The organism is Caballeronia sp. INML2, from assembly GCF_023631365.1.
In the GTDB taxonomy this organism is placed as follows: domain Bacteria; phylum Pseudomonadota; class Gammaproteobacteria; order Burkholderiales; family Burkholderiaceae; genus Caballeronia; species Caballeronia turbans.
In genome coordinates this window covers 1-24955 of record NZ_JALQDH010000018.1, presented here as the reverse complement: position 1 = coordinate 24955, position 24955 = coordinate 1, and the positions used below count along the sequence as shown (strand labels likewise).

24 protein-coding genes are annotated in these 24955 nt (G+C 63.9%); 13 read left to right on the top strand and 11 right to left on the bottom strand.

Annotation, left to right across the window (positions count from 1 at the left end; all coding sequences use genetic code 11):
• Positions 1 to 105: 105 nt before the first annotated feature.
• Entirely contained in the window at positions 106 to 624 is a 519-nt protein-coding gene (locus NCT32_RS07465) for a Spy/CpxP family protein refolding chaperone (protein ID WP_250490060.1), read from the bottom strand.
• A 164-nt stretch (positions 625 to 788) separates the two neighbouring features.
• Here NCT32_RS07465 and NCT32_RS07460 point away from each other — a divergent pair, with 164 nt between their 5' ends.
• From NCT32_RS07460 to NCT32_RS07450, 3 genes are all read left to right on the top strand, one after another.
• Positions 789 to 1679 (top strand): LysR family transcriptional regulator, encoded by an 891-nt coding sequence (locus NCT32_RS07460; protein ID WP_061121740.1) that lies wholly within the window; start codon positions 789 to 791, stop codon positions 1677 to 1679.
• Between the two features lie 112 nt (positions 1680 to 1791).
• On the top strand, positions 1792 to 2247 hold the full coding sequence (locus tag NCT32_RS07455) for an Lrp/AsnC family transcriptional regulator (protein ID WP_045450664.1): 456 nt from the start codon (positions 1792 to 1794) through the stop codon (positions 2245 to 2247).
• Positions 2248 to 2405: 158 nt separating this feature from the next.
• A complete protein-coding gene (locus NCT32_RS07450) occupies positions 2406 to 3515 on the top strand; it encodes a saccharopine dehydrogenase family protein (protein WP_061121743.1) in 1110 nt (369 codons plus the stop codon).
• A 3-nt stretch (positions 3516 to 3518) separates the two neighbouring features.
• On the opposite strand, the gene NCT32_RS07445 is transcribed toward NCT32_RS07450, so the two are convergent.
• Both NCT32_RS07445 and NCT32_RS07440 read right to left on the bottom strand, forming a co-directional pair.
• Positions 3519 to 4103, bottom strand: a complete 585-nt coding sequence (locus NCT32_RS07445; protein WP_061121739.1) for an ATP-binding protein — start codon at positions 4101 to 4103, stop codon at positions 3519 to 3521.
• A gap of 34 nt (positions 4104 to 4137) precedes the next feature.
• A complete protein-coding gene (locus NCT32_RS07440) occupies positions 4138 to 5451 on the bottom strand; it encodes a sodium:proton antiporter (protein ID WP_061121738.1) in 1314 nt (437 codons plus the stop codon).
• A gap of 207 nt (positions 5452 to 5658) precedes the next feature.
• On the opposite strand from NCT32_RS07440, the gene NCT32_RS07435 reads away from it, so the two are divergent.
• Positions 5659 to 7041: an FAD-containing oxidoreductase gene (locus NCT32_RS07435; RefSeq protein WP_250490059.1), complete on the top strand. Its 1383-nt coding sequence runs from the start codon at positions 5659 to 5661 to the stop codon at positions 7039 to 7041.
• 686 nt (positions 7042 to 7727) lie between these two features.
• Here NCT32_RS07435 and NCT32_RS07430 read toward each other — a convergent pair.
• The 3 genes from NCT32_RS07430 to NCT32_RS07420 form a co-directional block, all read right to left on the bottom strand.
• Positions 7728 to 8969: an MFS transporter gene (locus tag NCT32_RS07430; RefSeq protein WP_250490058.1), complete on the bottom strand. Its 1242-nt coding sequence runs from the start codon at positions 8967 to 8969 to the stop codon at positions 7728 to 7730.
• Positions 8970 to 9000: 31 nt separating this feature from the next.
• Positions 9001 to 10179 (bottom strand): hypothetical protein, encoded by a 1179-nt coding sequence (locus tag NCT32_RS07425; RefSeq protein ID WP_250490057.1) that lies wholly within the window; start codon positions 10177 to 10179, stop codon positions 9001 to 9003.
• A gap of 146 nt (positions 10180 to 10325) precedes the next feature.
• Entirely contained in the window at positions 10326 to 10892 is a 567-nt protein-coding gene (locus tag NCT32_RS07420; RefSeq protein ID WP_250490056.1) for an ankyrin repeat domain-containing protein, read from the bottom strand.
• 354 nt (positions 10893 to 11246) lie between these two features.
• Here NCT32_RS07420 and NCT32_RS07415 point away from each other — a divergent pair, with 354 nt between their 5' ends.
• Positions 11247 to 11894 (top strand): DUF938 domain-containing protein, encoded by a 648-nt coding sequence (locus NCT32_RS07415; protein WP_250490055.1) that lies wholly within the window; start codon positions 11247 to 11249, stop codon positions 11892 to 11894.
• 12 nt (positions 11895 to 11906) lie between these two features.
• Here NCT32_RS07415 and NCT32_RS07410 read toward each other — a convergent pair whose 3' ends face one another.
• Complete coding sequence (locus NCT32_RS07410; RefSeq protein WP_250490054.1) at positions 11907 to 12836, bottom strand: DMT family transporter; 930 nt, start codon at positions 12834 to 12836, stop codon at positions 11907 to 11909.
• A gap of 95 nt (positions 12837 to 12931) precedes the next feature.
• On the opposite strand from NCT32_RS07410, the gene NCT32_RS07405 reads away from it, so the two are divergent.
• From NCT32_RS07405 to NCT32_RS07390, 4 genes are all read left to right on the top strand, one after another.
• A complete protein-coding gene (locus NCT32_RS07405) occupies positions 12932 to 13852 on the top strand; it encodes a LysR family transcriptional regulator (RefSeq protein ID WP_250490053.1) in 921 nt (306 codons plus the stop codon).
• Between the two features lie 131 nt (positions 13853 to 13983).
• A complete protein-coding gene (locus NCT32_RS07400; protein ID WP_061121730.1) occupies positions 13984 to 15141 on the top strand; it encodes an aromatic ring-hydroxylating dioxygenase subunit alpha in 1158 nt (385 codons plus the stop codon).
• A gap of 80 nt (positions 15142 to 15221) precedes the next feature.
• A complete protein-coding gene (locus NCT32_RS07395) occupies positions 15222 to 15497 on the top strand; it encodes a hypothetical protein (RefSeq protein WP_061121729.1) in 276 nt (91 codons plus the stop codon).
• A 557-nt stretch (positions 15498 to 16054) separates the two neighbouring features.
• A complete protein-coding gene (locus NCT32_RS07390; protein ID WP_061121728.1) occupies positions 16055 to 17302 on the top strand; it encodes a porin in 1248 nt (415 codons plus the stop codon).
• A 104-nt stretch (positions 17303 to 17406) separates the two neighbouring features.
• On the opposite strand, the gene NCT32_RS07385 is transcribed toward NCT32_RS07390, so the two are convergent.
• Positions 17407 to 18165, bottom strand: a complete 759-nt coding sequence (locus NCT32_RS07385; protein ID WP_250490061.1) for an SDR family NAD(P)-dependent oxidoreductase — start codon at positions 18163 to 18165, stop codon at positions 17407 to 17409.
• A 162-nt stretch (positions 18166 to 18327) separates the two neighbouring features.
• Here NCT32_RS07385 and NCT32_RS07380 point away from each other — a divergent pair, with 162 nt between their 5' ends.
• On the top strand, positions 18328 to 18672 hold the full coding sequence (locus tag NCT32_RS07380) for a hypothetical protein (protein ID WP_250490052.1): 345 nt from the start codon (positions 18328 to 18330) through the stop codon (positions 18670 to 18672).
• A 3-nt stretch (positions 18673 to 18675) separates the two neighbouring features.
• On the opposite strand, the gene NCT32_RS07375 is transcribed toward NCT32_RS07380, so the two are convergent.
• Both NCT32_RS07375 and NCT32_RS07370 read right to left on the bottom strand, forming a co-directional pair.
• Positions 18676 to 20301 carry a hypothetical protein gene (locus NCT32_RS07375; RefSeq protein WP_250490051.1) on the bottom strand — a complete coding sequence of 542 codons (1626 nt, stop codon included), beginning with the start codon at positions 20299 to 20301 and terminating at the stop codon, positions 18676 to 18678.
• Positions 20302 to 20537: 236 nt separating this feature from the next.
• Positions 20538 to 21584 (bottom strand): DUF2235 domain-containing protein, encoded by a 1047-nt coding sequence (locus tag NCT32_RS07370; RefSeq protein ID WP_250490050.1) that lies wholly within the window; start codon positions 21582 to 21584, stop codon positions 20538 to 20540.
• 269 nt (positions 21585 to 21853) lie between these two features.
• On the opposite strand from NCT32_RS07370, the gene NCT32_RS07365 reads away from it, so the two are divergent.
• Together NCT32_RS07365 and NCT32_RS07360 are read left to right on the top strand one after the other, a co-directional pair.
• Positions 21854 to 22063, top strand: a complete 210-nt coding sequence (locus NCT32_RS07365) for a hypothetical protein (protein ID WP_250490049.1) — start codon at positions 21854 to 21856, stop codon at positions 22061 to 22063.
• A gap of 182 nt (positions 22064 to 22245) precedes the next feature.
• Positions 22246 to 23358 carry a hypothetical protein gene (locus NCT32_RS07360; protein WP_250490048.1) on the top strand — a complete coding sequence of 371 codons (1113 nt, stop codon included), beginning with the start codon at positions 22246 to 22248 and terminating at the stop codon, positions 23356 to 23358.
• Between the two features lie 164 nt (positions 23359 to 23522).
• Here NCT32_RS07360 and NCT32_RS07355 read toward each other — a convergent pair whose 3' ends face one another.
• A complete protein-coding gene (locus NCT32_RS07355) occupies positions 23523 to 23849 on the bottom strand; it encodes a DUF4148 domain-containing protein (protein ID WP_250490047.1) in 327 nt (108 codons plus the stop codon).
• 390 nt (positions 23850 to 24239) lie between these two features.
• Here NCT32_RS07355 and NCT32_RS07350 point away from each other — a divergent pair, with 390 nt between their 5' ends.
• Complete coding sequence (locus tag NCT32_RS07350; RefSeq protein WP_250490046.1) at positions 24240 to 24554, top strand: DUF4148 domain-containing protein; 315 nt, start codon at positions 24240 to 24242, stop codon at positions 24552 to 24554.
• Positions 24555 to 24955 lie beyond the last annotated feature (401 nt).

The window sequence follows — 24955 nt, the reverse complement described above, 5'->3', positions numbered from 1 at the left end:
AAATTGCGCGCTGTGCTTGCTCATAAAAAACACCCCAAGTCGTTGGACGGTTGTCCAACTTTTGGGGTGCAGTTCACGATGCGGGCTTTCCGGTGCGCCGAGCGTTCAGGGCTTGGTCGTCGATGCTGCGTCCGCACCCGCCGCATGCGGGCGATGATGCCCGCGGCTGTGCTTCGACTTGCCGTGCTCGTCGCGGAAGCTCGCATCGGCGAGTTTCTTCTGCTCGGGCGAAAGGCTCGCGTAAAGCGGCTCGAAAGCCTCGACGAGACGCTTCGTGCCGTCCGCGTTCGCTTGCGTGATCTGCTCGTATTGCTTCATGTCGTCGAGCGCGGACATGGTGTCGCGCTGCGCGATGCGCTGGCGATACAGATCCGCCATCGTGCGGCCGTTGTCGCGCATCACGTCGGCGAATTTCGACCATTGTCCTTCCTGCTGCGGCGTGATCTTGAGGCTCGAATGCAGATCCGCGACACGCTCTTCGACGCGCGCCTCGCGCTTGCTGGCGGCCGGAGCGGATGCCGCGGTCTGCACGGCCGGTGCCGATGCCGCGGCGGGCGCCGACGACTGCGCGAATACCGGGCTCAATGCGCAGAAAGCGGCCAATGCAACAAGTGTTCTTTTCATTCGGGTTACCTTCGATCGATATGGGAAGCGGCGTGCTTCGTAAGCTGCGTTGAAAGGCAACGCGATGAGCACGCCATCGGCGGATATTAGTATCACGATTGCATGCGGCTTCGCCCGCATTGCCACAACTGCTTACATTCGATACGTCTCTGGAAATATACGCAGTGGATACCTTGTTGAGCATGCGGGTCTTCGTCGCCATCGTCGAGGCAGGAAGCCTGAGCGCCGCGGCCGAGCGCTTTTCGATCTCCGCGCCGATGGCCGGCAAACATCTGCAGGCGCTGGAAGCGCGGCTCGATGCGCGGCTTCTCGTGCGCACGACGCGCCGTCAAAGCCTCACGGAGATCGGCCGGGAATACTACGAACGCTGCCGCCGCATTCTGACGGAAGTGGATGCGGCCGATGCGCTCGCCGAATCGATGAGCGCGACGCCGCGCGGCGTACTGCGCGTGACCGTGCCGCTCACGTACGGCGTGCAGTTCGTCACGCCCGCCGTCACCGAGTTTCTCGCGGCATTCACGCAGATCAGCGTCGAGCTTGACCTGACCAACCGCATGGTCGATATCGTCGAGGAGGGCTTCGATGCGGCCGTGCGCATCGGCACGCTCGCCGATTCCAGCTTCGTCGCGCGTCCGCTCAAGCCGTATGCGATGACGGTGTGCGCATCGCCCGCCTATCTCGCACGCGCGGGCACACCCGCGTCGCCGGCCGATCTCGCGAGTCACGAGTGCCTCGGTTTCGTGCATCTGGGCCGCGAGGCGGGCTGGCGGCTCGAAGGCGAGAACGAGGCCATGCACGCGCATCGCACGCAGTCGGCACGCTTTCGCGCGAACAATGGGCAAGCGCTCAAAAAGGCGGCGCTCGCGGGGTTCGGTCTCGTGCTTCAGCCCCATGCGCTCGTCGAAGACGAGTTGAAAAGCGGCGCGCTCGTAGCCGTCCTGCAGGATTGCCTGCCGAGGCCGTCGCCCGTGCATCTCGTCTATCCGCGCGACACGCGCGCGACGCCCAAGCTCGCGAGCTTCGTGGAATTCATGGTGACGAAGCTCGGCGTCTGAACGGCGTGCCTTCCACGACGTCTCGGCGATAATGCAAAACACAAAACGCCGAATGCCATATCGTACTCAAGACACATAACTCAGAACGCAGAATGCCTACGGAGACGCCCCCATGAGACCGCCGCGCCTCGATCAGCTCGACGACATCGACCGCAATCTCGTCGCGCTCTTGCAGATGAACGCGCGCGAGAGCGTCGCGAATCTGGCGCGGCAACTGGGCGTCGCGCGCACGACGGTGATCGCGCGCATTGCGCGGCTCGAGAAGAACAACGTGATCGCGGGCTACGGCGTCCGGCTCGGGCAGGACGTGCTCGATGCGAGCATTCAGGCGTATGTCGGCATCAAGCTCATGCCGAAGTACGGGCGCGATCTGCAGAAGCGCTTTGCACGCATGCCTGAGATTCAGTTGCTTTGCGCCGTGAGCGGCGAGTTCGATTACGTCGCGTGGCTGCGCGCCGATTCGCCCGACCGGCTGAACGACCTGCTCGACGAAATCGGCGCGCTGGAAGGCGTCGAGCGGACCACGACCTCGATCATCCTCGCGCGGAAGATCGATCGCGCCGGTTGAGCGCAGGCGCTGCATATCGCAGCGCTTGATCGTCGAAACGACGAAAAGCATCGTCGATGCGCATCATTTTGCGTCTAGGATCAGTATTCGCGCGCTCCTAAACTGTGTGAAGAAGGGCATCGGATCGCCCGCCATCCGCACACATAAAGGAGATGAAAATGAAAGTGGCCCTCGTCGGCGCCGGATTGATCGGTCAAAGCATTGCCCATTTGCTGCGTGAAACGGGGGACTTCGACGTCGTCGCATTCGATCGTGACGACCATGCACTCGCGCTGCTCGATGCGCAAGGCATCCCGACGCGCCGCGTCGATTCCGCCGATACGCCCGCGCTGCGCCAGGCATTGATCGGCTTCGATGCGCTCGTCAACGCGCTGCCGTATTACCTTGCGATCAACGTCGCGTCGGCGGCGAAAGCGGCGGGCGTGCATTATTTCGATCTGACCGAGGATGTGCGCGCGACCCATGCGATCCGAGCGATCGCCGACGATTCGGAACTCGCGTTCATGCCGCAATGCGGTCTCGCGCCGGGTTTTATCGGCATCGTCGCGCATGATCTGGCGAAGCGTCTCGACGACGTGCGCGAAGTGAAGATGCGCGTCGGCGCGTTGCCGGAGTTTCCCACCAACGCGCTGAAGTACAACCTGACCTGGAGCATCGACGGTCTCATCAACGAGTATTGCCAGCCATGCGAGGCGATCCGCGAAGGGCGCACGCAATGGGTGCAGCCGCTCGAAGGTGTCGAACATTTCTCGCTCGACGGCATCGAGTACGAAGCGTTCAATACGTCAGGCGGACTTGGCACGCTGTGTGAGACGCTCGCGGGGAAGGTCGAGACGCTCGACTACAAGTCGGTGCGCTATCCGGGGCATCGCGACCTGATGAAATTCCTGCTCGACGATCTGCGCATGTCGACCGACCGCGACGGTCTCAAGACCATGCTCAAGCGCGCGGTGCCTGCGACGACGCAGGATGTCGTATTGATCTTCGTCACGGTGACGGGCATGCGCCGCGGGCAACTCGTGCAGGACGTCTTCACGCGCAAGATTTTCGCGAAGGACGTATGCGGCTCGCCGATGAGCGCGATTCAGATCACGACCGCTGGCGCGATCTGCGCCGAACTCGATCTCTTCCGTGAAGGCGTGCTGCCGCAAAGCGGCTTCCTGCGTCAGGAGCAGGTGCCGCTCGACGCGTTTCTGAACAACCGCTTCGGCAAGCTGTACGAAGGCGCAAACGCGGTGGCGACGACGCGGCAACTGGCGGCTGCCTGAACTTCATGACGCGGCGACCAGGCGTGCGAGCAATGCGTCGCGCGCCTGATCGGACGGCGCGGTGTTGTCGAACATGACGAGCGTCTGCGCGAGCGCCGCGTCCGGCACGAAAAGCCGCTGACGATACTCTTCCCAATGCGCGAGCTTGTATGCATCGTTCGGATCGCCACGCGCGACGATGCGCTGGTGCGCCACGTTTTCATCGACATGCACCCAGACGACGCGAATGGTTACGTCCTCACCGATGCCGAGCCATGCCCGATCGAAGAGACGTTTGCTGCGCACCTCGCGCGTAAGCGGCGCGACGATCGCCACACTCACGCCGAGCGCGAGATTTTCAGCGGCGGTGTTGATGAGACAGCGATACTCCGGATCGCGAAAATGCTCGATGAAAAGCGGACTGTCCCGATCGTGCGGGTCGCCGGTCAGGGCGCCGATCGCCGCTGCGCTGTAGGGGCCGTAGAGCGTGTCCTTGTCGAGCAGGCAGAAGGGTTCGCCGGTCGCCTGCATGAGCGGCGCAAAAAGCTGCCTGGCGAGCGTCGTCTTGCCCGTGCCGGCATGGCCGCAGAAAAAAATCAGATGCTTCACGCCTGATCGGTCCTCGAGGGATGAGTTGCCACGCTCATTCAGCCGAGCGCGCGCGCTGATAACGGTTCATGAGCGGCGTAGCGGTGATGCCATGCACGATCACCGACGCAGCGATCGTCGCGATGACGTACGGCACGAGCGGCGCGGCCACGTCGCGCGGCGCATGTTCGAGCGCATAGAGCAAATAATAAAACGAGCCGACGCCGCGTATGCCGAACCAGCTCATGAGCCGCCTTTGCACGCCCGTCGCATGTGAGCCGATGAGCGATGCCTCGACCGCGGCAGGCCGCAACACGAAGAAGAGCGCGACGATGAGTGCAGCCGCCTTCCACGTGAACAGGTCGCGCCACATCGTCGCTAGCACGGCGCCGACCATCAGCATGACGGCCACTTCGGCGATGCGTTCCAGTTCGATCGTGAAACCGTGCACGCGCTCGGCCATGAACGCGTGCGCGCGCTCCGGATCGGAGGCCGCGGCGCCGACGTCCTCCGCGTCGATGTTGCCGACCGCCTGGCGCGCGGACTTGCCGCCGCTTTCTTTCTGTTCGACACGGCGCATCGAGAGACCGGCGGCAAAGACCGCGAGAAACGCGTAGGTATGCAGCAACTCGGCGACGCCGTACGACAACGCGATCAACCCGAGCGCATAGAAACCCTCCGGCCCGAGCGCCTCGCCGTGGCGCGTGCGCAGATAGGCGACGCCGCGCACGGACAAGGCACCGAGCAGCCACCCGATCACGAGCGCGCCTGTAATGCCCCACATCGCCTGCAACGCGAAGCTCCAGATCGACGCCTCGTTGGAAGTCGCCCCGAAATTGCACACCGCGATGCCGAGCAGGGCGAAGGGCAGCGCGATGCCGTCGTTGAGGCCGCCTTCGCCCGTCAGCGAGAAGCGCAGCAGATCGATGTCGCCGGGCGCTTCCACCTGTACGTCGTGAGCGAGCACGGGGTCGGTCGGGGCGAGCATCGCGGCGAGCAGCAGCGCCGGTCCCCAGTTGAGCCCGAGCGCATAGGCGGCGAAGAGCGTGAGGATCGCGACCGTGAGCACCATCGCGACGAAGCCGAGCCGGATCGGCAGAATCCAGATGCGGTCGGTGGGCGGCAGGCGCAGCCGCAGGCCGATCGCAAAAAGCGAAACGAGCATCGCGACTTCGGTGATGCGCCTCAGAACGGTTGCATCGTTCGCAAGGTCGAGCGTCAGCAGATTGGCCGCGCCGGGCCCGATTGCGAATCCGATCGCGAGATAGAACATCGCGGTGCTGATCGGCAGGCGCTTGAACGTCGAACTGGCGAGGCCCATGAAAATGAGCACGCCACCGACGACCAGAAACCAGATCGTCTCGATCATGAATGCCTTTGGGCTTTGGGTGCTGAGGGTTGGGCGAAACGCGCGCCGTGACGCGCGTCGTTCGCTTCGAGGGCAGCACGCGCCATGCCCGTGGCCGGAAAGATGCTTCGGGCAGGGTCGCTGCCTGCCCGACGACTTGCGCGTAAGATGCATTTCGATTCTGGCATCGCGATTCGTCATCTGCTTCATTCGCACGGAGAATCCAGCATGGCACAGCACTTCGATGCGCTCGTCATCGGCACGGGGCAGGGCGGCTCCCCGCTTGCCGTGCGGCTCGCGCAAAGCGGCAAGCGCACCGCGGTGATCGAGCGGCATCTGTTCGGCGGGACTTGCGTAAATGTCGGCTGCACGCCGACCAAGACTTATGTCGCGAGCGCGCGGGCGGCGCATGTCGCGCGCACGGCGGCGCAGTATGGCGTGATGATCGGCGGCGATATCACCATCGACATGGCGCGCGTGAAGGCGCGAAAGGACGAGGTGATCGGCGGCTCGCGCACGGGCATCGAAGCGTGGCTGCGCGGGACGGAGAATGTCACGGTGCTCAAGGGACATGCACGCTTCACGGGGCCGCACGCACTGTCCATCGAAGCGGCCGACGGCTCGACGCAGGACATCGGCGCCGATCTCGTCTTCATCAACACGGGCACGCGCGCGGCCGTGCCGGAGATCGACGGGCTCGAACGCGTGCCGTATCTGACCAATTCCACGATTCTCGAGCTGACGGAAGTGCCCGAGCATCTCGTCATCGTCGGGGCGAGCTATATCGCGCTCGAGTTCGGGCAGATGTTCCGGCGCTTCGGCAGCCGCGTGACCTTGCTCGTGCGCGGCGAGCGCATTCTGACGCGCGAGGATGAGGACGTAGCGCGCGCGATGCAGGGCGTGCTCGCGCGCGAAGGCGTCGCGTTTCGGTTCGGCGCGCAGATCGGGCGCGTGGAGCCGTCGGCGGGTGGCGTGCGCATCGTGTGCGGCGATGAAACCATCGACGCCTCGCATCTGCTTTTCGCGACCGGACGCACGCCGAACACCGACGATCTCGGCCTGACGCAGGCGGGCATCGCGGTAAACAGGCACGGCATGATTGACGTGGACGGGCAGTTGCGCACCAAAGTGGAAGGCGTGTACGCGCTCGGCGATGTAAACGGGCGCGGCGCGTTCACGCATACGTCCTGGAACGACTACGAGATCATCGCTTCGAATTTGCTCGATGGGGAGTCGCGAAGTGTCGACACGCGCATCATGGCTTATGCGGTGTTCGTCGATCCGCCGTTCGCGCGGGTGGGGATGAGCGAGGAAGAAGTGCGCAAGGACGGCCGCGAGGCGCTCATCGCGACCATGCCGATGTCACGCGTGGGGCGCGCACGCGAGCGCGGTGAAACCGATGGCTTCATGAAAGCACTCGTCGATGCGCGCACGCAGCGGTTTCTAGGTGCGGCGATTTACGGGATCGAAGGGGATGAGGTTATTCATACGTTCATCGATATCATGAATGCAGATGCGCCTTTTACTACGTTGCAGCGGGCTATGCATATCCATCCTACGGTGAGTGAGTTGATTCCCACTCTGCTCGAAGGGCTGGGGGTGTTGAGGTGATTTTTTTTCGCCGGATCCCGTTTTCTTTTTGGTTTATTAGCGTTGCCCCTATGCGGGGCGGCAGTCACTTTCTTTGCTGCTGCAAAGAAAGTAACCAAAGAAAGCAGCTCGATACGCCCGCGGTCACACGCAGTTTGGCCATGCTTGTCAGCCGATCGTGGGCTGCCTAAGTGTCGCCCTCATAGGTCCAACCGCGCTTGGATCGCACACGGTCTGACAAGCTAGTTGTTCAAACGCGCTGGTTCAGCACGAAACAGCGCCGGCACAGCGCTACGCGCTGCCGCAGGGTTTGCAACGGAAACCAACGAATTACCAATGCAGTGAGATAGAGCCGTTAGCAAAAAGAGTACGGGCAGACCCGATTGACCCAACGGCCGCGAAGCGGGCTGGAGCGATTTGATGCTGAACCAATTCGCTATGCGGCGCGGGGCGACAGACCGTGCGCGATCCAAGCCCGGTTAAATCTTTGAGGGCGACACTTAGGCAGCCCACGGTCACCTGGCAAGCATGGCCAAACTGCGTGTGACCGCGGGCGTGTGGAGCTGCTTTCTTTGGTTACTTTCTTTGCAGCAGCAAAGAAAGTGACTGCCGCCCCGCATAGGGGCAGTGCTAATAAACCAAAAAGAAAACGGGATCCAGCAACCCAGGCCGACGCCGAGGCCGACGCCGACGCCGACGCCGAGGCCCTAAACCCCCACCGAGGGTTTCGCCTCATCCTTCGCCACCACCTGCGCAGTCCGCGTCTCCGGCATCGCAAGCCAGACCATCAACACCGCAAGCGCGCCCGCGCCGGCGAGTCCGAAGAAGCTCATCGCAGTACCGAAGCGATCGGCAGCAAACCCCGCCGCAGCCGTCGAAAGCGTTGCCCCGACGCCCGCCGCAAGTCCGAAGAAGCCGATCGTCAAGTTGTAGTGCCCGCGCCCGCCCGCGACATCCGCCGCAATGAGCGGCAGCATCACGCCGAACACAGCCGCGCTGATGCCGTCGAGCATCTGCACCGGCACGAGCAGATACGGGCTGCTCACGCCCGCGAACAGAATCGCCCGTACCGGCAACGCGCAGAACCCGAGAATCAGCACCGGCCGGCGGCCCCATATCTGCGCCTGTCGTCCGACCCAGGGCGATAACGCCGCAACGATGAACTGCGGCACGATGATGCACGCCGCGATCACGAGTTGAACGTTGTCGCCCATGTGCGCGGTCACTTCGCCGGCGGCGAGATTCAGCATCGCCGCGTTCGACAGATGAAAAAGCACCACGCACGCCGCAAAAATCAACAGGCGCTTGTCCTTCAGCAACTCGCGCAAGGATTCGCGCTCTTCACCCTCGGGCGTGAGCCTGGGTTTGCCGGCCGGTACGCGCGGCACGTCAGGCGGCGCATCGTAATGAATCATGCGCAGCGCGATGATCGCCGGAAAGGCGAGCGCGGCGGTGAGGAAGAACACCGAGCGCAGCGACAGATACTCGCCGAACGCGCCCATCAACGCGGCGGTGAGCGCGCTGCCGATCGACGCCCAGCGCGCATTGCGGCCAAGCCGGTCGCCGAGATCGGCCCGCGAGACGAGGGCGAGCGAGATCGCCGCCATCGCCGGAACGAGCATGCAGCTCGCGAAGCCGTGCAGCACTTCGGCGGCGAAGACGGGGACGAAGGTCGGGCTCGCAGCGAGCAAAAGCGCGCTCACGATGATCGCGATGATCGCGGAGAGCGCGGCGAACTTCTTGTTGCGCATCGCATCGACGAGCGCGCCTGCCGGCAACTGGCTCGCCATCGCGCTGATCGTGCCGACGGAGAGCATCAGGCCGATCTCGCCCTGCGTCCATTTGTTGGCCGCGAGGTACGAAGCAATGAAAGGGCCGAAGCCGGTCTGCACGTTGGCGACGAAGAAGTTCAGCCAGTCGAGCGCGCGCAGACTGCGTGCAATTACCATGTTGTGAATCGGTTCTCGATGTCGTTATCCGTTATCTGGCCGGGCGCGCCCCCGAAGCCTGCGCCGGCGCCGCGCCGGACGCGCCGGCCGTGCCCAACGAAGCCGGCGCCGACGCCGCGCTCGCAGCCGTTGCCGGCGCAGGCGCAGGCGCGGGCACGACGGGCGACACGATCTTGATCGGCTGCTCGGGCGCGTAGGTCGGCGCGGCCTTCAGTTGCGCGCCGTTGAAATCCATCTGCAGTTGCCATTGCTTGTTGCGCGAGAGCACATGCAGGTCGCCCCAGTTGGCCGCGACATGCCGCTTGTCGCCCGCGAGCGAGCTGGACAGATCGAGCACGAGTGCCTGGGGCTGCGCCTGAGCATCGACGAGCACGTCCACCACACGCCCGATGCGCGCGCCATTCTTCTGCGACACCGTCGAATCGACGAGCTGCGTGAAATTCGCCGGCGCCTCCGCGATGGGCTGCGGCTTCGGCACCGGATCGGCCGGTTTGCCCTTCGCCGGCGGCGGGGGCGGCACGAGGGTGATCGGCGCGGTCTTCGAGTTCGGCGTGAAGCGAAATGCCGTCCACGGAAAATTCACCTTGCGGTCGCCGACACCGAGGAAGCCTGCCAGATTCACCATCAGGAGCTTCGGCTTCGCGGATCCGTCGATATACATGTCCACCGCGCGGCCGACGACCTTGCCTTCGGGGCGCTGCACCTCGGCATCGAGCAGGCCGTGCAGCTGATCGTGCTGCATGATGCGCGTCGAAATGATCTGCGGCGGAGGCGGCGGCTCAGGCGGTTCCGGCGGCGGCGCAACGGCCGGCTCGGGTGGCTTCGGCTTGACAACGCGGCGCTTCGGCTTCGGGGCCGGCGCTGGCTTCACCGTGGACGCCGGCTCCGGCGCCTGCACGGCGGGCAAGGGCTCTTCGGGCTCGCCGGAGCCGGCTTCCTCGGGCGCCGGAATATACGAATGCTCGACGATCGGCGCGGGCACTTGCTTGGGCATCAGCCCGCATGCGGAGAGCGCGAGCGCGGCGGCGACCGGAAGGCTTGCAGTGAGACGCAGCGCGCGCAACATGCGCGCAATGGCGACGATGAGCGCAGCCACGCCGGATATCAGCCGCGCGGCGGCACCGAAGGCGCTGTCTGCCCGACACGCTCGCGCGGGCGCGTGGTAGCTGATCGGCGACGCATCACCCCGATGCGAGATACCGCCTGTCATCGCAAAAGCTCCATGGTTCCGGGTCACCTGCTTGTCTGGTTCGTTGTTGGATCGGTGGTGGTCAGATCGATTCGACGTGCGCGAGGCGTCGCTCGTTCAGCGGACTGAATAATGCATGCAATGAACATCATGCCGGTCGGATGTCTTCATGCGTCGGGCGCTCGACTGCGCTCATCCGCTGCCCTTGCAAGTCGTGCCGCAGTGTCGGGCGCGCCCATCTTTTCGGCGGCGTCCCGGGCCGAGAAGCCACCCGCATCACGCGCATCCGGGTCAGCGCCGCGCGCAATCAGCAGTTCGACGATCTCCACGCGGTTGAACATCGCCGCGATCATCAGCGCCGTGCGTCCGTCGGGCGATGCGCCCTCGACATCCGCGCCGTATTCAAGCAGCGTTTCGATCACCTCCCTGAAGCCCTTGAACGCGGCGCCCGCGATCGGCGTCTGGCCGTTATCGTTGCGCAGGTTCGCGTCGGCATGGTGCTCGAGCAGCACGCGCACCGCGTTCGCATGGCCGTGGTAGCTCGCTAGCATCACGAGGCTGTCGCCCTTGTCGTTGCGCAGATTGGGCGGCAAGCCCTTGTTCAGCAGCGCGTCGAGCATAAGCGCATCGCCACGGCGGGCGACATCGAACACTTCGCTCGCGAACGCGATCATGTCGTCGTCGGGGCCGTCGTTCGATTGCTTCGTCGGGTTCCGGTTCTGGTCGTGCTGCATGGATCACTCCATTTCGATCGCGTCGGTGCGCGGGACTGAGTTCGTCGGGATGCGTTCGGCGCGTGTCGCATCGCGTCTGCATTTCGAATGCACGTCGAATGCATTCAATCTGGCATTAGGAATGCAACACACATGCATGCAAAATGCGAATGCGGACGCGGGATCAACCGGGAGCATACACAGGTTTGCTTGCAGGCCGCGCTTTCCGCGCGGGCGCGTGGCCCGAAGCGGCAGCACGAATCGCGCCATGTCGGTGCGCCTTCGTGCCTCGGGAGCGCGCTGCTTGACGCTTATTCGCGCGTCCCGTTAGGCTCGATATGACTTTCACTCTACGCACGCGAAGTGCCATCGCATATGAATCAGGGATCATCCGGCCCGGGCGACACTGCACATTCCGACACCGCCGTGCGTCGCCGCGCGCCCGCTGCCGAACGCAATCGCGATGCGATTCTATCGGTGCTCGAGCGCGTGCTGCCGCGAAGCGGCGTCGTGCTGGAGATCGCGAGCGGCACCGGGCAGCACGCCGCGCATTGCGCGGCGGCGCTGCCGGGCATTGTCTGGCAGCCGAGCGATCCCGATGCGGACGCGCGCGATTCCATCGCCGCCTGGCGTGCCCACGCAGGGCTCGCGAACCTGAACGCGCCGCTTGCGCTCGACGTGCTGAATGACGATTGGGGCATCGGGCACGTGGCGGCGATCGTATGCATCAACATGATCCACATTGCGCCGTGGGAGGCCGCCGAGTCGCTCTTTCGCGGCGCCGGCGCGAGACTGTCGGCGGGTGGCGTCCTGTACCTATACGGGCCGTATCGGCGTAACGGTGCGCATACCGCGCCGAGCAATGAAGCGTTCGATCAGCAACTGTGCGCGCGAGACCCGCGTTGGGGCGTGCGCGACCTGGAAGCGGTCGCAGCACTCGGAGAAGAGGCCGGCTTGACGCTCGTGGAGACGGTCGCGATGCCGGCCAATAACTTCAGTGTCGTGTTCGAGAAGCGGGCTTAGAGCGGACCGCGCTCACGCTTCGCCCGCTCGTGCCACGAACACGCCGCGCCACGGCACGGTCGCCATCAGGGACGCCGCGACAATCATCCCGCCGCCGATCCAGCCCGCCATCGACACATGCTCGCCGAGCCATGCGCTCGCGAAAATCGCGCCGAACGCGGGCTCGCTGCCCATCAACAGGGAAACGCGCGTCGGGCTGCTGCGGCCGATCGCGTAGTTCTGCGCGAAGAACGCGAAGAGCGTGCACGCGAACACGAGATACAGCACCGAGCCCCAGAACATGCCGTGACCGGTAAGCGCGGGCAAGGGCTGCCATTGCGACGGCGCGAACATCAGGGCGATCATCGCGCTGCCCGCTGCGACGACGCCCGCCTGCACCGCCGTCACGGTGAGCGCGGGCAGCGGCGCCGCGCGCATGACGCGCTTGGTCACGCAGACCGACAGCGCACGCAACGCGGCGGCGGCGAGAATGAGCCCATCGCCGATATTGAAATCGAAGGACAGCGCGCCGTCGCCCGCGAGCAGCCACGCGCCTGCGAACGACACGCCGACCGCGAGCCACTCCGCCGCGCCGGGACGGCGTCTTAGCAGCGCCCATTCGACGAGCGGCGTCAACACGACGCACAAGCTGATGAGAAACGCGGCGTTCGCGGCGCGCGTATGCAAGACACCGAATGTTTCGGCCAAAAAAATCGAGAGCAGCAGCAGGCCGAGGACGAGCACGCCGCGCAGCGTCGCCGCGCTCGCATGCCTTAGATGACGCAGACTCACGGCGAGCAGGCAGAACGTGATGCCGAAGCGCAACGCAAGCAGCGCGAGCACCGGAGAGAACGCGAGCGCGGTTTTGACGATGCCGTAACTGCTGCCCCACACCATCGCGACGACGAAGAGCAGCAGATCGGAGAGCGGAAGCAGGCGTCGGGCGGGCGATTCGATGGACATATGGCGGCTCCAGGAGGGGAGCCGTCATTGTCGAATGATGCAGTCGAAGCGATAATCCGGTTCCGACGCACAGCTTTCTTGTCGTAACTGCACAAATGAACCCCGCCGATCTTTTCGACCTGATGCCCGATATGGCCGTATTCGCGCGCGTCGTCGATGCGGGCAACTTCTCGGTCGCCGCACGGCAACTGGGCAGCACGCCATCGACGGTGAGCCGCCAGATCAAGCGGCTCGAGGAGGCGCTCGCCACGCGCCTCCTGGAGCGTTCGACCCGCAAGATTCGCGTGACCGAGTCCGGATATCAGGTGTATCGCCATTGCCGCGACCTGGCAGCGGCCGCATCGGGCGCGGTCGACGCGGCGGGACAGTCGTCGGGCAAGCCGCAGGGGCGCGTCGCGCTGTCCGCGCCCACGGCGTATGCAAAATCCGTAATTCATCCGCTCGTGCCGGCGTTTCTCGCGGCGTATCCGGACGTCGATCTGCAACTCGTCTTCGCGGATCACGACATCGATCCGCTCGACAGCGATGTCGATCTCGTCATCCGCGCGACGAGTCAGCCGCCGCAAGGGCTCGCCGCGCGGCCGCTCGGACGGGTGCGCTGGCTGCTGTGCGCATCGGCGGCGTATTTGCGTGAGCGCGGCGTGCCGTGCCAGCCGCGCGAGCTTGCGCATCACGACTGTATCCATCTGGGCGAAACCGCCGACGACAACCGCTGGCGCTTCACACGAAGCGGCGAAACGGTGACGGTCGCCGTGCGCGGGCGCTATATCGCCAATCACGCGGGCGCGCGGCTCGAAGCGGCCGAAGGCGGCCTCGGCATTGCAGCGCTGCCGGAATTCGCCGCCCGCGATGCGCTCGCGTCGGGCGCGGTGCAGGCCGTGCTCGCGGATTGGGAGATGCAGGCGCGCGCCTATCAGGGTCCGGTGTGGCTGCTTTATCCACCCAACCGCTTTCTGCCGCCGAAGGTGCGCGCGCTCATCGATTATCTACACGCGCAACTCGCTGAGCGAACGTGAAGTGCGGCACCGTCCCGGCCATTCGGCACGCGCCGAAATGACCGTCGCCGTGTAGACTGCGAATGGTCGTTCAATGCGCCGCGTGTGGATGCGGCGCTCAATCCGATCTCCTTTCATCGGAGGCGTCGTACATGCACGCAGCGTTGCCGCAGGGCGAGCAGGAAGCCGGTTCCATCGATACACCGACGAAGCCGCCGCGCGATCTGCGCCGGGTCGACATTCATCCCGATCACTGGTATCCGCTCGCGTGGTCGAGCGAGGTGAAGACCGGCCATGCGCATGGCGTACGCTTCGCCGGCGATCCGATCGTGCTCGTGCGCACCGCGTCGGGCAAGGTGTTCGCGCTCGAGGACCGCTGCGCGCATCGTCAGGTGCCGTTGTCGGCGGGTGTCGTCGATGGCGAATCGATCCGCTGCTGCTATCACGGCTGGACCTACGACTGCACCGGCCGCTGCACCGATATTCCCTATCTCGGACGCGAGCGCCTGCCCAACGGGGTGCGCGCGTATCCGTGCCGGGAGGCGGGCGGGCTCGTCTTCGTGTTCACCGGCGATCCGGCGCGCGCCGACGCCGCCAAGTTTCCCGACCTGAGCTCCGCCACGGATCGCGCCTACAAGACGCGCCGCTTCGGCCGCGAGGTGAAGTGCCACTATTCCTTCATGCACGAAAACCTGATGGACATGAACCATCAGTTCCTGCATCGGCGGCAGATGGGCAGCATGCGCGCGCGTTCGCTCGGCAGACGGCGCGGCGAGGACTGGATCGAAGTCGACTACATCTTCGCGCGCGAGGCGGGCAAGCAGCCGATCGGCGAGGCGCTCGTTTTCGGGCAGAAGCGCGGCACGAAGCCCGACGACGGCGAAAAGGACGTAATGACGATCCGCACCGAATACCCGTACCAGACGCTCAAGATCCGCACCAAGGACGACACGATGGTGATGGATCTGTGGATCGCCTACGTGCCGCTCGATGCGGAGCAGCGCACGAACCGCACATTCGGTCTCTTGTCGATCCGCCGCCCGAAGATTCCGCTCCTGCTCGATGCCGCGTGGCCGCTGCTCGTCTGGTTTACCGAGCGCATCTTCAAGGAGGATCGGTGGATCGTCGAGCGCGAGCAGGAGGCGCATGACCGGCAGGGTGCGGACCACAATCACGAGGTGTTTCCGGTCATCATCGAACTGCGCGCGTTGCTGACGGAGCGCGGCGTGCCGCACGGCGCGGGCAGAAGCACGGGCGACACGCGCCGCGTGCACTTCATTCAGCCGATCCACGAGCAGCCCGCGTCGTGAGAAGTGCGGCTGCGCCGATTGCACGCTTCGCGCAGTGGCGCTATACAGAAGGCAGAGACCACACACGGAGGACCATCATCATGAACAGCGACCCGAACAGGCCGCGCGACGACGACGCATCGGGTATCGGAGAGGCGCATCCTGAGGTCGAGCATTTCGATGCGGCCATTTCACACGTCGACGAATCCTATGCCGCGGGCAAGATGGCGGCCGGCGCGGCGAAGGGCATTCTGTACAGCATCATCGAGACGCTCGGCACGCTCGTCGGCGATCCGGACCTGCCTTCGCACGCGCGTTCGGGCTATGAAGGTTTGCTCGAGACGGCGCGCGAACTGCGCTCGAAGATCGAGCACTAGCCGTTCGATCGGGCGGCGCAAGCTTGCAGCGCGTTCGCCCGATATTCAGCTTCGCGTTTGCGCATCGTCGGGTAGCTTTCAACATATTTGCGATGCGCTGGCGCGTCCCGCCGCCTGAAAAACGCGTGCGCGCCATTTAGCCTGCACTCGGGCATCTGACCTTTCATTCTTCGACTTGCACCGCTGATCCTTGCAGCGCAGCAATCGCGCCACTCTCGCGCCAAAAGGCCGCGTCTGCCGATAAGAACGAACGATCGCATTAAAGCAGTCCGGCGCGCCATCAATCAGCCTCGTTTGCATCCTCAGTTCGCCACGGTGTCGTCAGCTCAGCGTCAGTTTCATGCCCGGTTGCCCAATATCTGCGCGTCAGAAAATACTGGTTAACCAGACAGTGAAAAAAAACGACACCCACGAGCGTCTTTCTTTCCCATTCGGTCTGTAAGCCATACACTTGCCCACGATAAAAGTTACGAGTTGAAACATAACGAAGCCACCATTCGGGGGCACCGGTTCCACGACTCGCACGCAAGTAATTGCCCACCGCTTGAGGAGAAAAAATGAAGGGTTTCACACTGACCAAGGCCGCAGTCGTCGCAGCCACGGCGTTCGCCGCCGCGGCACCGGCGTTCGCGCAAAGCAGCGTCACGCTGTACGGTATCGTCGACGATTCGATCGTCTACCAGAGCAGCCAGACGAACCTGGCCAAGACGAACCCGGGCCGCTCGAACGTCAAGATGGCGTCGGGCATTTGGGCCGGCAGCCGCTTCGGCCTGAAGGGCGCGGAAGATCTGGGCGGCGGCAACAAGGCCATCTTCCAGTTGGAATCCGGCTTCGACATCAACAGCGGGCAACAGCAGTTCACCAACGCGATGTTCGGCCGCCAGGCATGGGTCGGTCTGACGAACCCGGGCTACGGTACCGTTACTCTGGGCCGCCAGTACACCTCGTACTACACGCTGCTCTCGCCGTATAGCCCGACCAACTGGCTGACCGGCTACTTCGGCGCGCACCCGGGCGATCTGGACGGTCTGGACACGATCTACCGTGCGAACAACTCGGTGGTCTACACGTCGCCGAAGTTCTACGGCGTGACGGTGAGCGGCTCGTACTCCTTCGCGGGCGTGCCCGACAGCGTGTACCAAGGCTCGACCTGGTCGGCGGCGATCCAGTACCAGCAAGGCCCGATCGGTGGTGCGGTGGCGTTCTCGCGCATCAACAACGCGGCCAACGGCGGCGGCATCTACAACAGCAGCTCGACGACGATCAACAGCACCGCGGCGACCGATGGCTCGGGCCAGCCGGGCGTGTCGGCGGTGACGGCGGGCTACCAGCGCGCGCAAGCTCAGCAGCGCTTCGCGGTTGCGGGCGGCTATCAGTTCAACAGCGCGTGGGACATCTCGGTCACGTACACGAACGTTCAGTACATTCCGGGCGTGAACTCGCTGTTCACGGACGAAGCCGTGTTCAACACGGCCGGCACGGTGCTGCACTGGAAGGCGACGTCGGCATGGGACTTCGCGGCGGGCTACAGCTATACGTGGGCGAGCAAGGCGAACGGCATCAACGACGCAGCGTCGTACCACCAGTTCAACCTGTCCCAGTACTACTCGCTGTCCAAGCGCACGGGCCTGTACGCACTGGAAGCATTCCAGCGCGCGAACGGCAACACGCTGGCAGTGCCTTCGGGCACGACGGCGAACCGTCAGACGGCAGCGAACGCGACGATCGGCGATGGCTTCCAGAGCGCACCGTCGGCATCGCGCAGCATGTTCGCGGCAGGCGTGGGTATCATCCACCGCTTCTAAGCGACGCTTCGCGGCGTGATGCATTAGGCATTAAGCATGTTGTATGCAAAACCCGGACGCCTCGTGCGTCCGGGTTTTTTTTTGCGCGCAGTGCAACCGTTGCCTCAGATGAACATTCCCCCCGACACCTCCACGCGCTGCGCTGTCATCCAGCGATTGCCGTCCGAGAGCATCGCCACGATCGCACCGCCGATATCGTCCGGCAAACCGGCGCGCCCGAGCGCCGTGTTATCCGCGATGAACCGATTGGTGTCGTGATCGTCACGCACGACGCCGCCGCCGAAGTCCGTTTCGACCGCCCCCGGCGCGATGGTGTTCACCGTAATGCCGTGCGGCCCGAGCTCTTTCGCGAGATAGCGCGTGAGCACCTCGATTCCGCCTTTCATCGCGGCATACGCCGCAAATCCCGGCAACGCGAAACGCGTGAGCCCGCTCGACACGTTCAGGATCGCGCCTTCCTCGTGGAGATAAGGCAGGAGAGTCTGCGTCAGAAAGAACGGTCCCTTCAACTGGATGTTGACGAGCTCGTCGAACTGCGCGGGCGTGGTTTGCGCGAAGAGCGCATGAACGCCGATGCCCGCGTTGTTCACGAGAAAATCGAAATTCTCGCGCTCGAAGGTGTCTTCGAGCGTCTTGCAGAGCGCGTCACCGAAGGCCTCGAAGGTCTCGCACCGGGCGACGTCGAGCGCCAGCACGGCTGCCTTGCCGCCGCCTTTCGCGATTTCATCGACGAGCGATTGCGCGGCTTGCGCATTGCGGTTGTAGGTGCCGATCACGCCGCAGCCCTGCTGCGCGAGCTTGAGTGCGGCGTTGCGTCCGAGTCCGCGGCTCGCGCCGGTGATGACCGCGACCTTGCCGCTCATGGTTGCATTCACGGTGACTGCTCCTCTGTTTGCGTGCCCGATGGTTCAATGTAGGACGGCGCGGCGCGTGCAGGAAAGGCGCGTCGATGCTGCAACGCACAGACCGCGGGCGCGGCCTTTGCTGCATTGTTTCGATCGATGTCCGGACCGGAGAATCGCACCATGGTCGATCATGAAAGCAAGGAAGGCAAAGCAGGGCGGCCCGCAAGTCTCGAACGCCCGTTCAGGCTGTTCGCGGTGGAGCAGCGCGTGCTCGCGCAGAACGTCGACGGCAAGGTCATCGACATCGGCGCGATGGATTCGAAGAACGGACAGTTCTGCGCTTGCATGGATTCGGGCGATCTCGTCACGGAGCCAAAGCGCAGCGCCGAGCTTGCGTTGAAGGCGCTCGCCGGCAAGCTGTCATTCGATTATCTCGACGGCCTTTTCACGAGCGAGCGCGAGGCCGAGGTGATGGGCCGTCTGCAGGATTATCCGAGCGTCGAGTTCGAGCTCGACGAGACCTGAAGCTCACACGCCGGGCGGCGGCCCGACAGGGGTGCCTCCCGGCATCGCCGTCCTTGCGGTGTTCTTCGCGAGACCCGTGGCGCGCGGCGCACCGCCGTCGGGTCGCGGGGTTCTCGCGGGCGGATCGCCGCGCGGCGGAAACATCGCGGCGACGAGCCGATCGACGAAAAAGAAGAATTTGTCCGACGCGTAGCCCGCGACGAACGCGATCGCGAGCGGCGACACTTCCTTGCCGCCTTCCAGCAGTTTGCTGAAAAGCCCGATCGAGATGCCGACGATGATCGCACTCGTCACGTGTGCGCGGTTGGCGACCTTCGAATGTTCCGGATGGAACGTGTTGGCCGCTGAATCGGCGGAGAGCTGCCGCAGGATCGCGGCGCACGCGCCGAGCCACGCGTAGAGCACCGGCAACAGAAAGCCCGTCACCGCGCCGACGATCGACAGAATGATGTCGTTCGCATACAGCGCCATCGCGCGAATGTCCTGATACACCGCGATTTTCTGGAAGCCTTGCGCGACGGCTTCGACATCGGTGGGCAGGTGAGTGTCGCCGGGCTCGGCGCTAGGCTTCGCCAGCAGCGGCAGTGTGATTTCCAGCACTTTGCGCGCGACGTCGGGATTGCATTGCCAGTCGCCGCTCGTGGCCTTGCCGCCGTAATACTTCGGCGAATGCGACGTGCGATACGCGCCCTGGAAATTGAGCACGTTTTCCTCGGCGTCGCAGGGCGCTTTATAGGGACTGCGTATCGCGCCGAGCCCGAGACTCGTCGTGAACGCGCTGATGCGTGACACGTCCGCGAAGAGCTGGCGATTGTTGGTCGCGAAGCGCTGCAGTTCCTCCTTGATCTGCAAGGCGGGCTGCGAGTTCTGCAGCGCTACCACGGCGGCCGCGTCTTTCTTGTCGGCATCGGCAATGGCGACCGCGTGCGCCTGCAACTGGTTATGCAGCGTCAGCGCGGCTGCATCGTTCGCCTTGACGACGGTCGCGATATCCGTCGACACCTGATTTGCCACGAAGAGCAGACACGACAGCGACACGACGAGCAGCGTCAGCGCGATCGCCGAATGCGTGTAGATGCGGATCGCACGGCGTGCGCCTCGCCGCGCTTCGTCGCCCGCCGTTTCGGCGACGACGGGCGTCACCGCGTGCGCGATGCGGCTCATCGCGGCGTAGAACGCGCTCTCGATTTCGGGATTCCACGTGTGGTCCTGCTGCGCGGTGCGCGCCTTAGACATCGCTTCGATATCGTGTTCGTCGAGCGGTTTGCCATTCTTCGCGCCATATGAAACGAGGTCGCGGCAGTGATCGAGATCGACGACGATGCGTCGCCCCGGATACTGCACCGATGCCGCGATGCGGCTCATCGCGCCGTAGAACGCGCTGCCGATCGCACGGCTCCAGATGCCTTGATCGAAGGCGGCCCGGGCACCGCGCACCGCATCGACGTCGGTCTTCTCGAGGATGGTCCCGGTTTCGGCCGCATGCGAGATCAGTGCCTCGCACTTGGCGATGTCCGCCGCCGCGCGCGGGCCGGGCTCGCCGTCGCTGAAGTCGTCGTCGTTCGTCTGGGCGTCGATGTCGGCCGGCGCGCCATGCCCGGTGAAGTCCGTCGTCGTAGTCGTGCTCATGCCGGTCTCCTCGTGTCCGGGCGGAGCATAGGCTGCGGGCGGACGTCGGCCCGAGCCACGCGCCTCGGGCAGATGGTTTCACATGCAACTACTTACGCGCGGCCGTCGAAAGCACTGCGTCGAAATCTGCGATTCGTTCGCATCGCAAACGTTTGATAGACGAATTCTAGGCATCGTTTTTTAACGACGTGTGCGGGCATGCGCACACAAGTCGGCAGGCGATGCGGATTCCTGAATTAATCTCCGACGGGCAGCGTTTTCAGCTGCGCGACGAGCGCCGGATACATGTCGAGAAAACCGGGCGCGCTCAAGCGTTGAAGCAGGCTCGGGTCGATTGTTTCATTCAACGCCGTTCCCGCTACGCGTGGCTCCTTTTTGCACACGGCCTGCAAAAACGGATGATGCGCGGTGAACTCGGTGTACGAATCGATGGGCTGCGACTGGAACGCCTGCGGCGGTATCGCGATCGGACCGCCGATCGAAAGGCCGTGGTCCGCTGCCTTTCTGCGAAGCCACTCGGCGGGAATGAGCGGCAGCAGATCCTCGGGCGTGCGCGGCGGCGTGACGTAGCCGCCGCCCACGTTCGCATGCGCGCCCGCGAACCAGCGTTGCTCGAGGGGCAGATTGCCGCCGCGCGTGTCGGCGCCGGGCGTCCACAAGGTCGGCTTGTAGAGCGAGCGAAACTCGTTCGCGGCGATCGCGTGATAAGCCGCCCTGGTTCTGTTCGAGAGCGTCGTGTCGTGGAACTTGTAGTAGCTCGAAAAGCCCGGCACCGGCACGCCGTCGAGCGGAATGCCGAGTTCACCGACGGTATCCCATACGCCGATGAATTCGACATCGACTTCCCGCGTGAACTGCTTGCGGAACTCGACCACCGATTGATCGGCAGGCCCGACGTCCTTGTCGCGATAAACGCCATACGCCTGATCGATCGACTGCGGGCTCCAGTCGTTCGCGAGTCCGCATTTGCGGATCAGCCCGGCGAGGCTGCGCGCGGAATAGGCGCCACGGCTGAAGCCGAAGATGTAGATCTTCGCATCGGACTTGTAGCGCTGACATAGCCACGCGTAGCCGCTTTCGATGTTGTCGCTCAGACCGTCGCCGAACGCGCCGCCGAGAAACTTGTTCGCGAGCGAGAAAAGCCCGTTGCCTTGCGTGCCGACACCGGGGACATAGAAGGTTTCCTGCTGGTCGGTCTCGGGCGCGAGCTTATAGAGCAGATACGCATTGGTGCGGTCGTTGGGCTCGTTCCACGTGCCGTCGAAGAAGATGGCGAGATTCATGAGCGCGCGGGTCTCCGTATGTGCCGTTCGTCGCGGCGCCGGTATGACAAAAGACGCCGTCAAGTAAGGAATAGGTAATTCGCGCGCGGTGCGCAAGCACGCGAACGGTGCAAACGGCGCTCATGCGAAGGCATGCTGGATTTTGGCGGAAAGACGAGGGATGCCAGGAGCAATGAAGCACGCACGCGCCGCGCAGCGTTGCGGCCGATGTGCGATCCTAGTCTCGCGGCGGCACTCGGGGCCTGCCGCGTTAAATCGCGGGGTGAATCATGAAAAGAACGCCTTTCGCCACGGTCATCGTCCTTGCGGCAGCGACGCTCGCCGCACCCGCTTTCGCACGCGACGACGGGCCGCGCTTCGCGCAGGACCGGCTCGATGCGCTCGTCGCGCAGCACAAGGAAGCGAGCCGTCACATCGCTCAGGAGACATCGCAGGGCAAGCAGGCCCAGTCGAAAGCGCAGCGGCACGGCGCTTCGTAAGACGACTTCGCTTGCGGCCTGACAAGGCACCTCGGGTCGCAAAAGCCTTCGATAAACCGGCGTGCAACGCGCCGGAAGCGATCGTGCGCGCCAGGCTCCCAACGGTATGAATTTTGCGGCTTCGGCCCGGGTGTTCCGCGGCCGTGGGCCGTCGATCCTCCTTATCTCCTTCATATAGAGCCATGACAAGGAAAGCCTTATCGGTTGCCATTCTCTCCGTCTCCTTTCTCGCAGCAGGCTGCGCGGGCATCGGCCCGGGCCGCCTCAAGGCCGATCAGGTCGATTACGCCCGCGCGCTCGGCGATGCGAAAAAGCGTGAAATACTTGCCGCGATTGTCGGATTGCGCTTCGCGGACGCGCCGTCGTTTCTCACCGTGAGCAGCATCATCGCCGCGTATACGTTCGATACCACGGGCGGCGTCGTGCTCAATGCCGGCTCGGGCGCGCAGCCGAACTACGCGCAGGCGACAGGCAGCGTCTCCTACTCGAATCATCCGACGTTCACGTTCACACCGACGACCGGCGATGCCTATGCAAGCGCCTATATTCGTCCGCTTTCCCCTACGCTCGTATTGCCGCTCGCCGAAAGCGGCATTCCGATCGATCTGCTGTTGCGCATCACCGCGCAGTCGATCAGCGGCTTGCAGAATGGCAACGCACTGGGCGGGCCGAACGCATCGGGATCGCCCGAGTTCTTCCTGCTGCTGCAGGCGTTGCGCAGACTGCAGCTGGCGGGCGAACTCAACATCGAAACGCGTAACGCGGATGACAAGAACGGCAAGAGCGACAAGAGCGCGAAGGGCAACAGCCCCGACAAGGGCGGCGTCTTCATCACGCTAGGCGCGACGCGCAGCGGGTCGAACAAGGAAGTCGTCGAGGATCTCACGCTCGTGAGAAGGCTCCTGCACCTTTCGCCGAAGATGAAGACTTACGAAATCGTCTATGGACAGTCGTCGGATCGGAACCGCGTTCCGATGGTCACGCGCTCGGTGCTCGGCATCCTCACCGATCTGGGCGCGCAGATCGCAGTGCCCGACGAGCAGGTCGGCAGCGGCGCGACCAAGCCGGGCATCGGGCTGATCGGCGGGGAGACGCGGCCGACCATCATCGTGAAGGTGGGCGAGAAGGTGCCGCGGGACGCATATGTGAGCGCGCTCTATGACAAGTCCCACTACTGGATCGATCGCGGCGACTTCGATTCGAAATACGCGTTCACGGTCGTGCAGAACCTGATGGCGCTCGCGGAGGTCACGGACACGGCGAAGTCGCCGGTCGTTACGATTCCGGCGAACTGAGCCTGGCGGGGGATGGCCTGCTAACGCGCTCGTATCGAATGTGTCGAATGCAACATGCCATCATGGATAAAGCATTTCGCATGCAAAACGCAACGGGGCGACATCTCGCGGATGTCGCCCCGTTGCGCCAAAGCCGATGCGAATTGGCTGTCGAAGCTGCGCGCTTACTGGCCGAAGTAGGCGCCGAGCGCACGCGGTTGGGCGCCGGTCGTGCGACCCGACTGCGACGAGCCGTTAGCGACCGAGCCGTAGTCGCTCGATTGCGTCGGTGCTTGCGCGAGTTGCGTTGCGCTCACGCGAGCTTGCGCTGCCTGGATGTTCGACGGATACGACGGGTCGCTGATGTTCGGGTTGTAGCCGGCTTTTTCGAGTTGGACGAGCTCGGCACGCACCTGAGCGCGGGTGACGGGCGCATCCGACTGCTGCGCAAACGAAAGGGCGGGAATGGCGAGCGCTGCGGCGACTGCGACGGTGGAAATGAACGTCTTCATGTTGACTACCTCCGATTCGGATATCTGATCATGCTGCCGGTTTGGTCTTAAGCAGCTTGTGAACGGAGTGTAAAGACGCGTGTTCCGAAGATCATTCTCGTTTCCGTTGAATGATCTTTGTCGATATAGGAATAATCGGACGGACGCGTTTTTGCGTGGCGTCGAAATCGTTTTCGATACGGCTCCGATAGAGCCTCAGTGCCGTTCTGCCGACGTTGCGCTGCATTATTGGATCTCCCCGTGAGACCCTTTCTTTACTGATTTTGCAAAGATGCTTCCTTGACGCTGTGAATGATCATCCGCGGCTATGCCCCTACACTTCGGTCGTTCGCTCGGCACGTCATGAATTCGAAGCGCGCCGGGCTTCATCGGAATATCAGGGAGAGTCGAATGAAATCGTGGGTCAATGCAGTTATCGCAGCCGCCATCTTGTCCACACCGCTTGCGTCGTTCGCGCAATCGAGCGCACCCGTGAGTCGCGCCGAAGTCCGCGGGGAACTCGTCCAACTGGAGAAGGCCGGTTATTCGCCCATCGCGGAAGACGCGTCTTACCCGGCGAAAGTGCAGGCAGCCGAAACGCGCGTCGCCGATGTGCGCCTCGCCCAAGTGCAGGCTGAAGGATATGGGTCATCGACGGGTGCGGCGTCGCAATCGGGCCGTGGCAGCAAGCGGGTCGATCCGCAGGGTGTCTTCTTCGGGCAGTGAACCAGTTCAAGATGTCCGCCGATCCGTGCTCGTAATGTGCCGCGTGCTGGTCGATTGCATCCAAAACTCGAAATGCGCTTCTCGGCGTGACTTACGCAAGGCGTGAAGCGACCTCCGCTGCCGGATAACCGGTGGTTTTGCCCAGTCCGTCTGTACGGCTGGGCTTTTTTGCGTGCCGACGCTGGGCGCTCAGACGTGTGATCGCCGCGGGTTAACGCGATGCTATTCAAGTCGAAATAGCCGCAAGCAAAATTAATCAACCGGACGGTCGGTTAATAGTTATACTCGGCTCCATCGTATCTCAGAAAAGACGGTGGAGCTCCGCATGTACACCCAATCCCTCGACCTCCCGAGTCCCACGCACACAAGCGAAGCGGCCCCTGGCGCCGCCGCACCCGAAC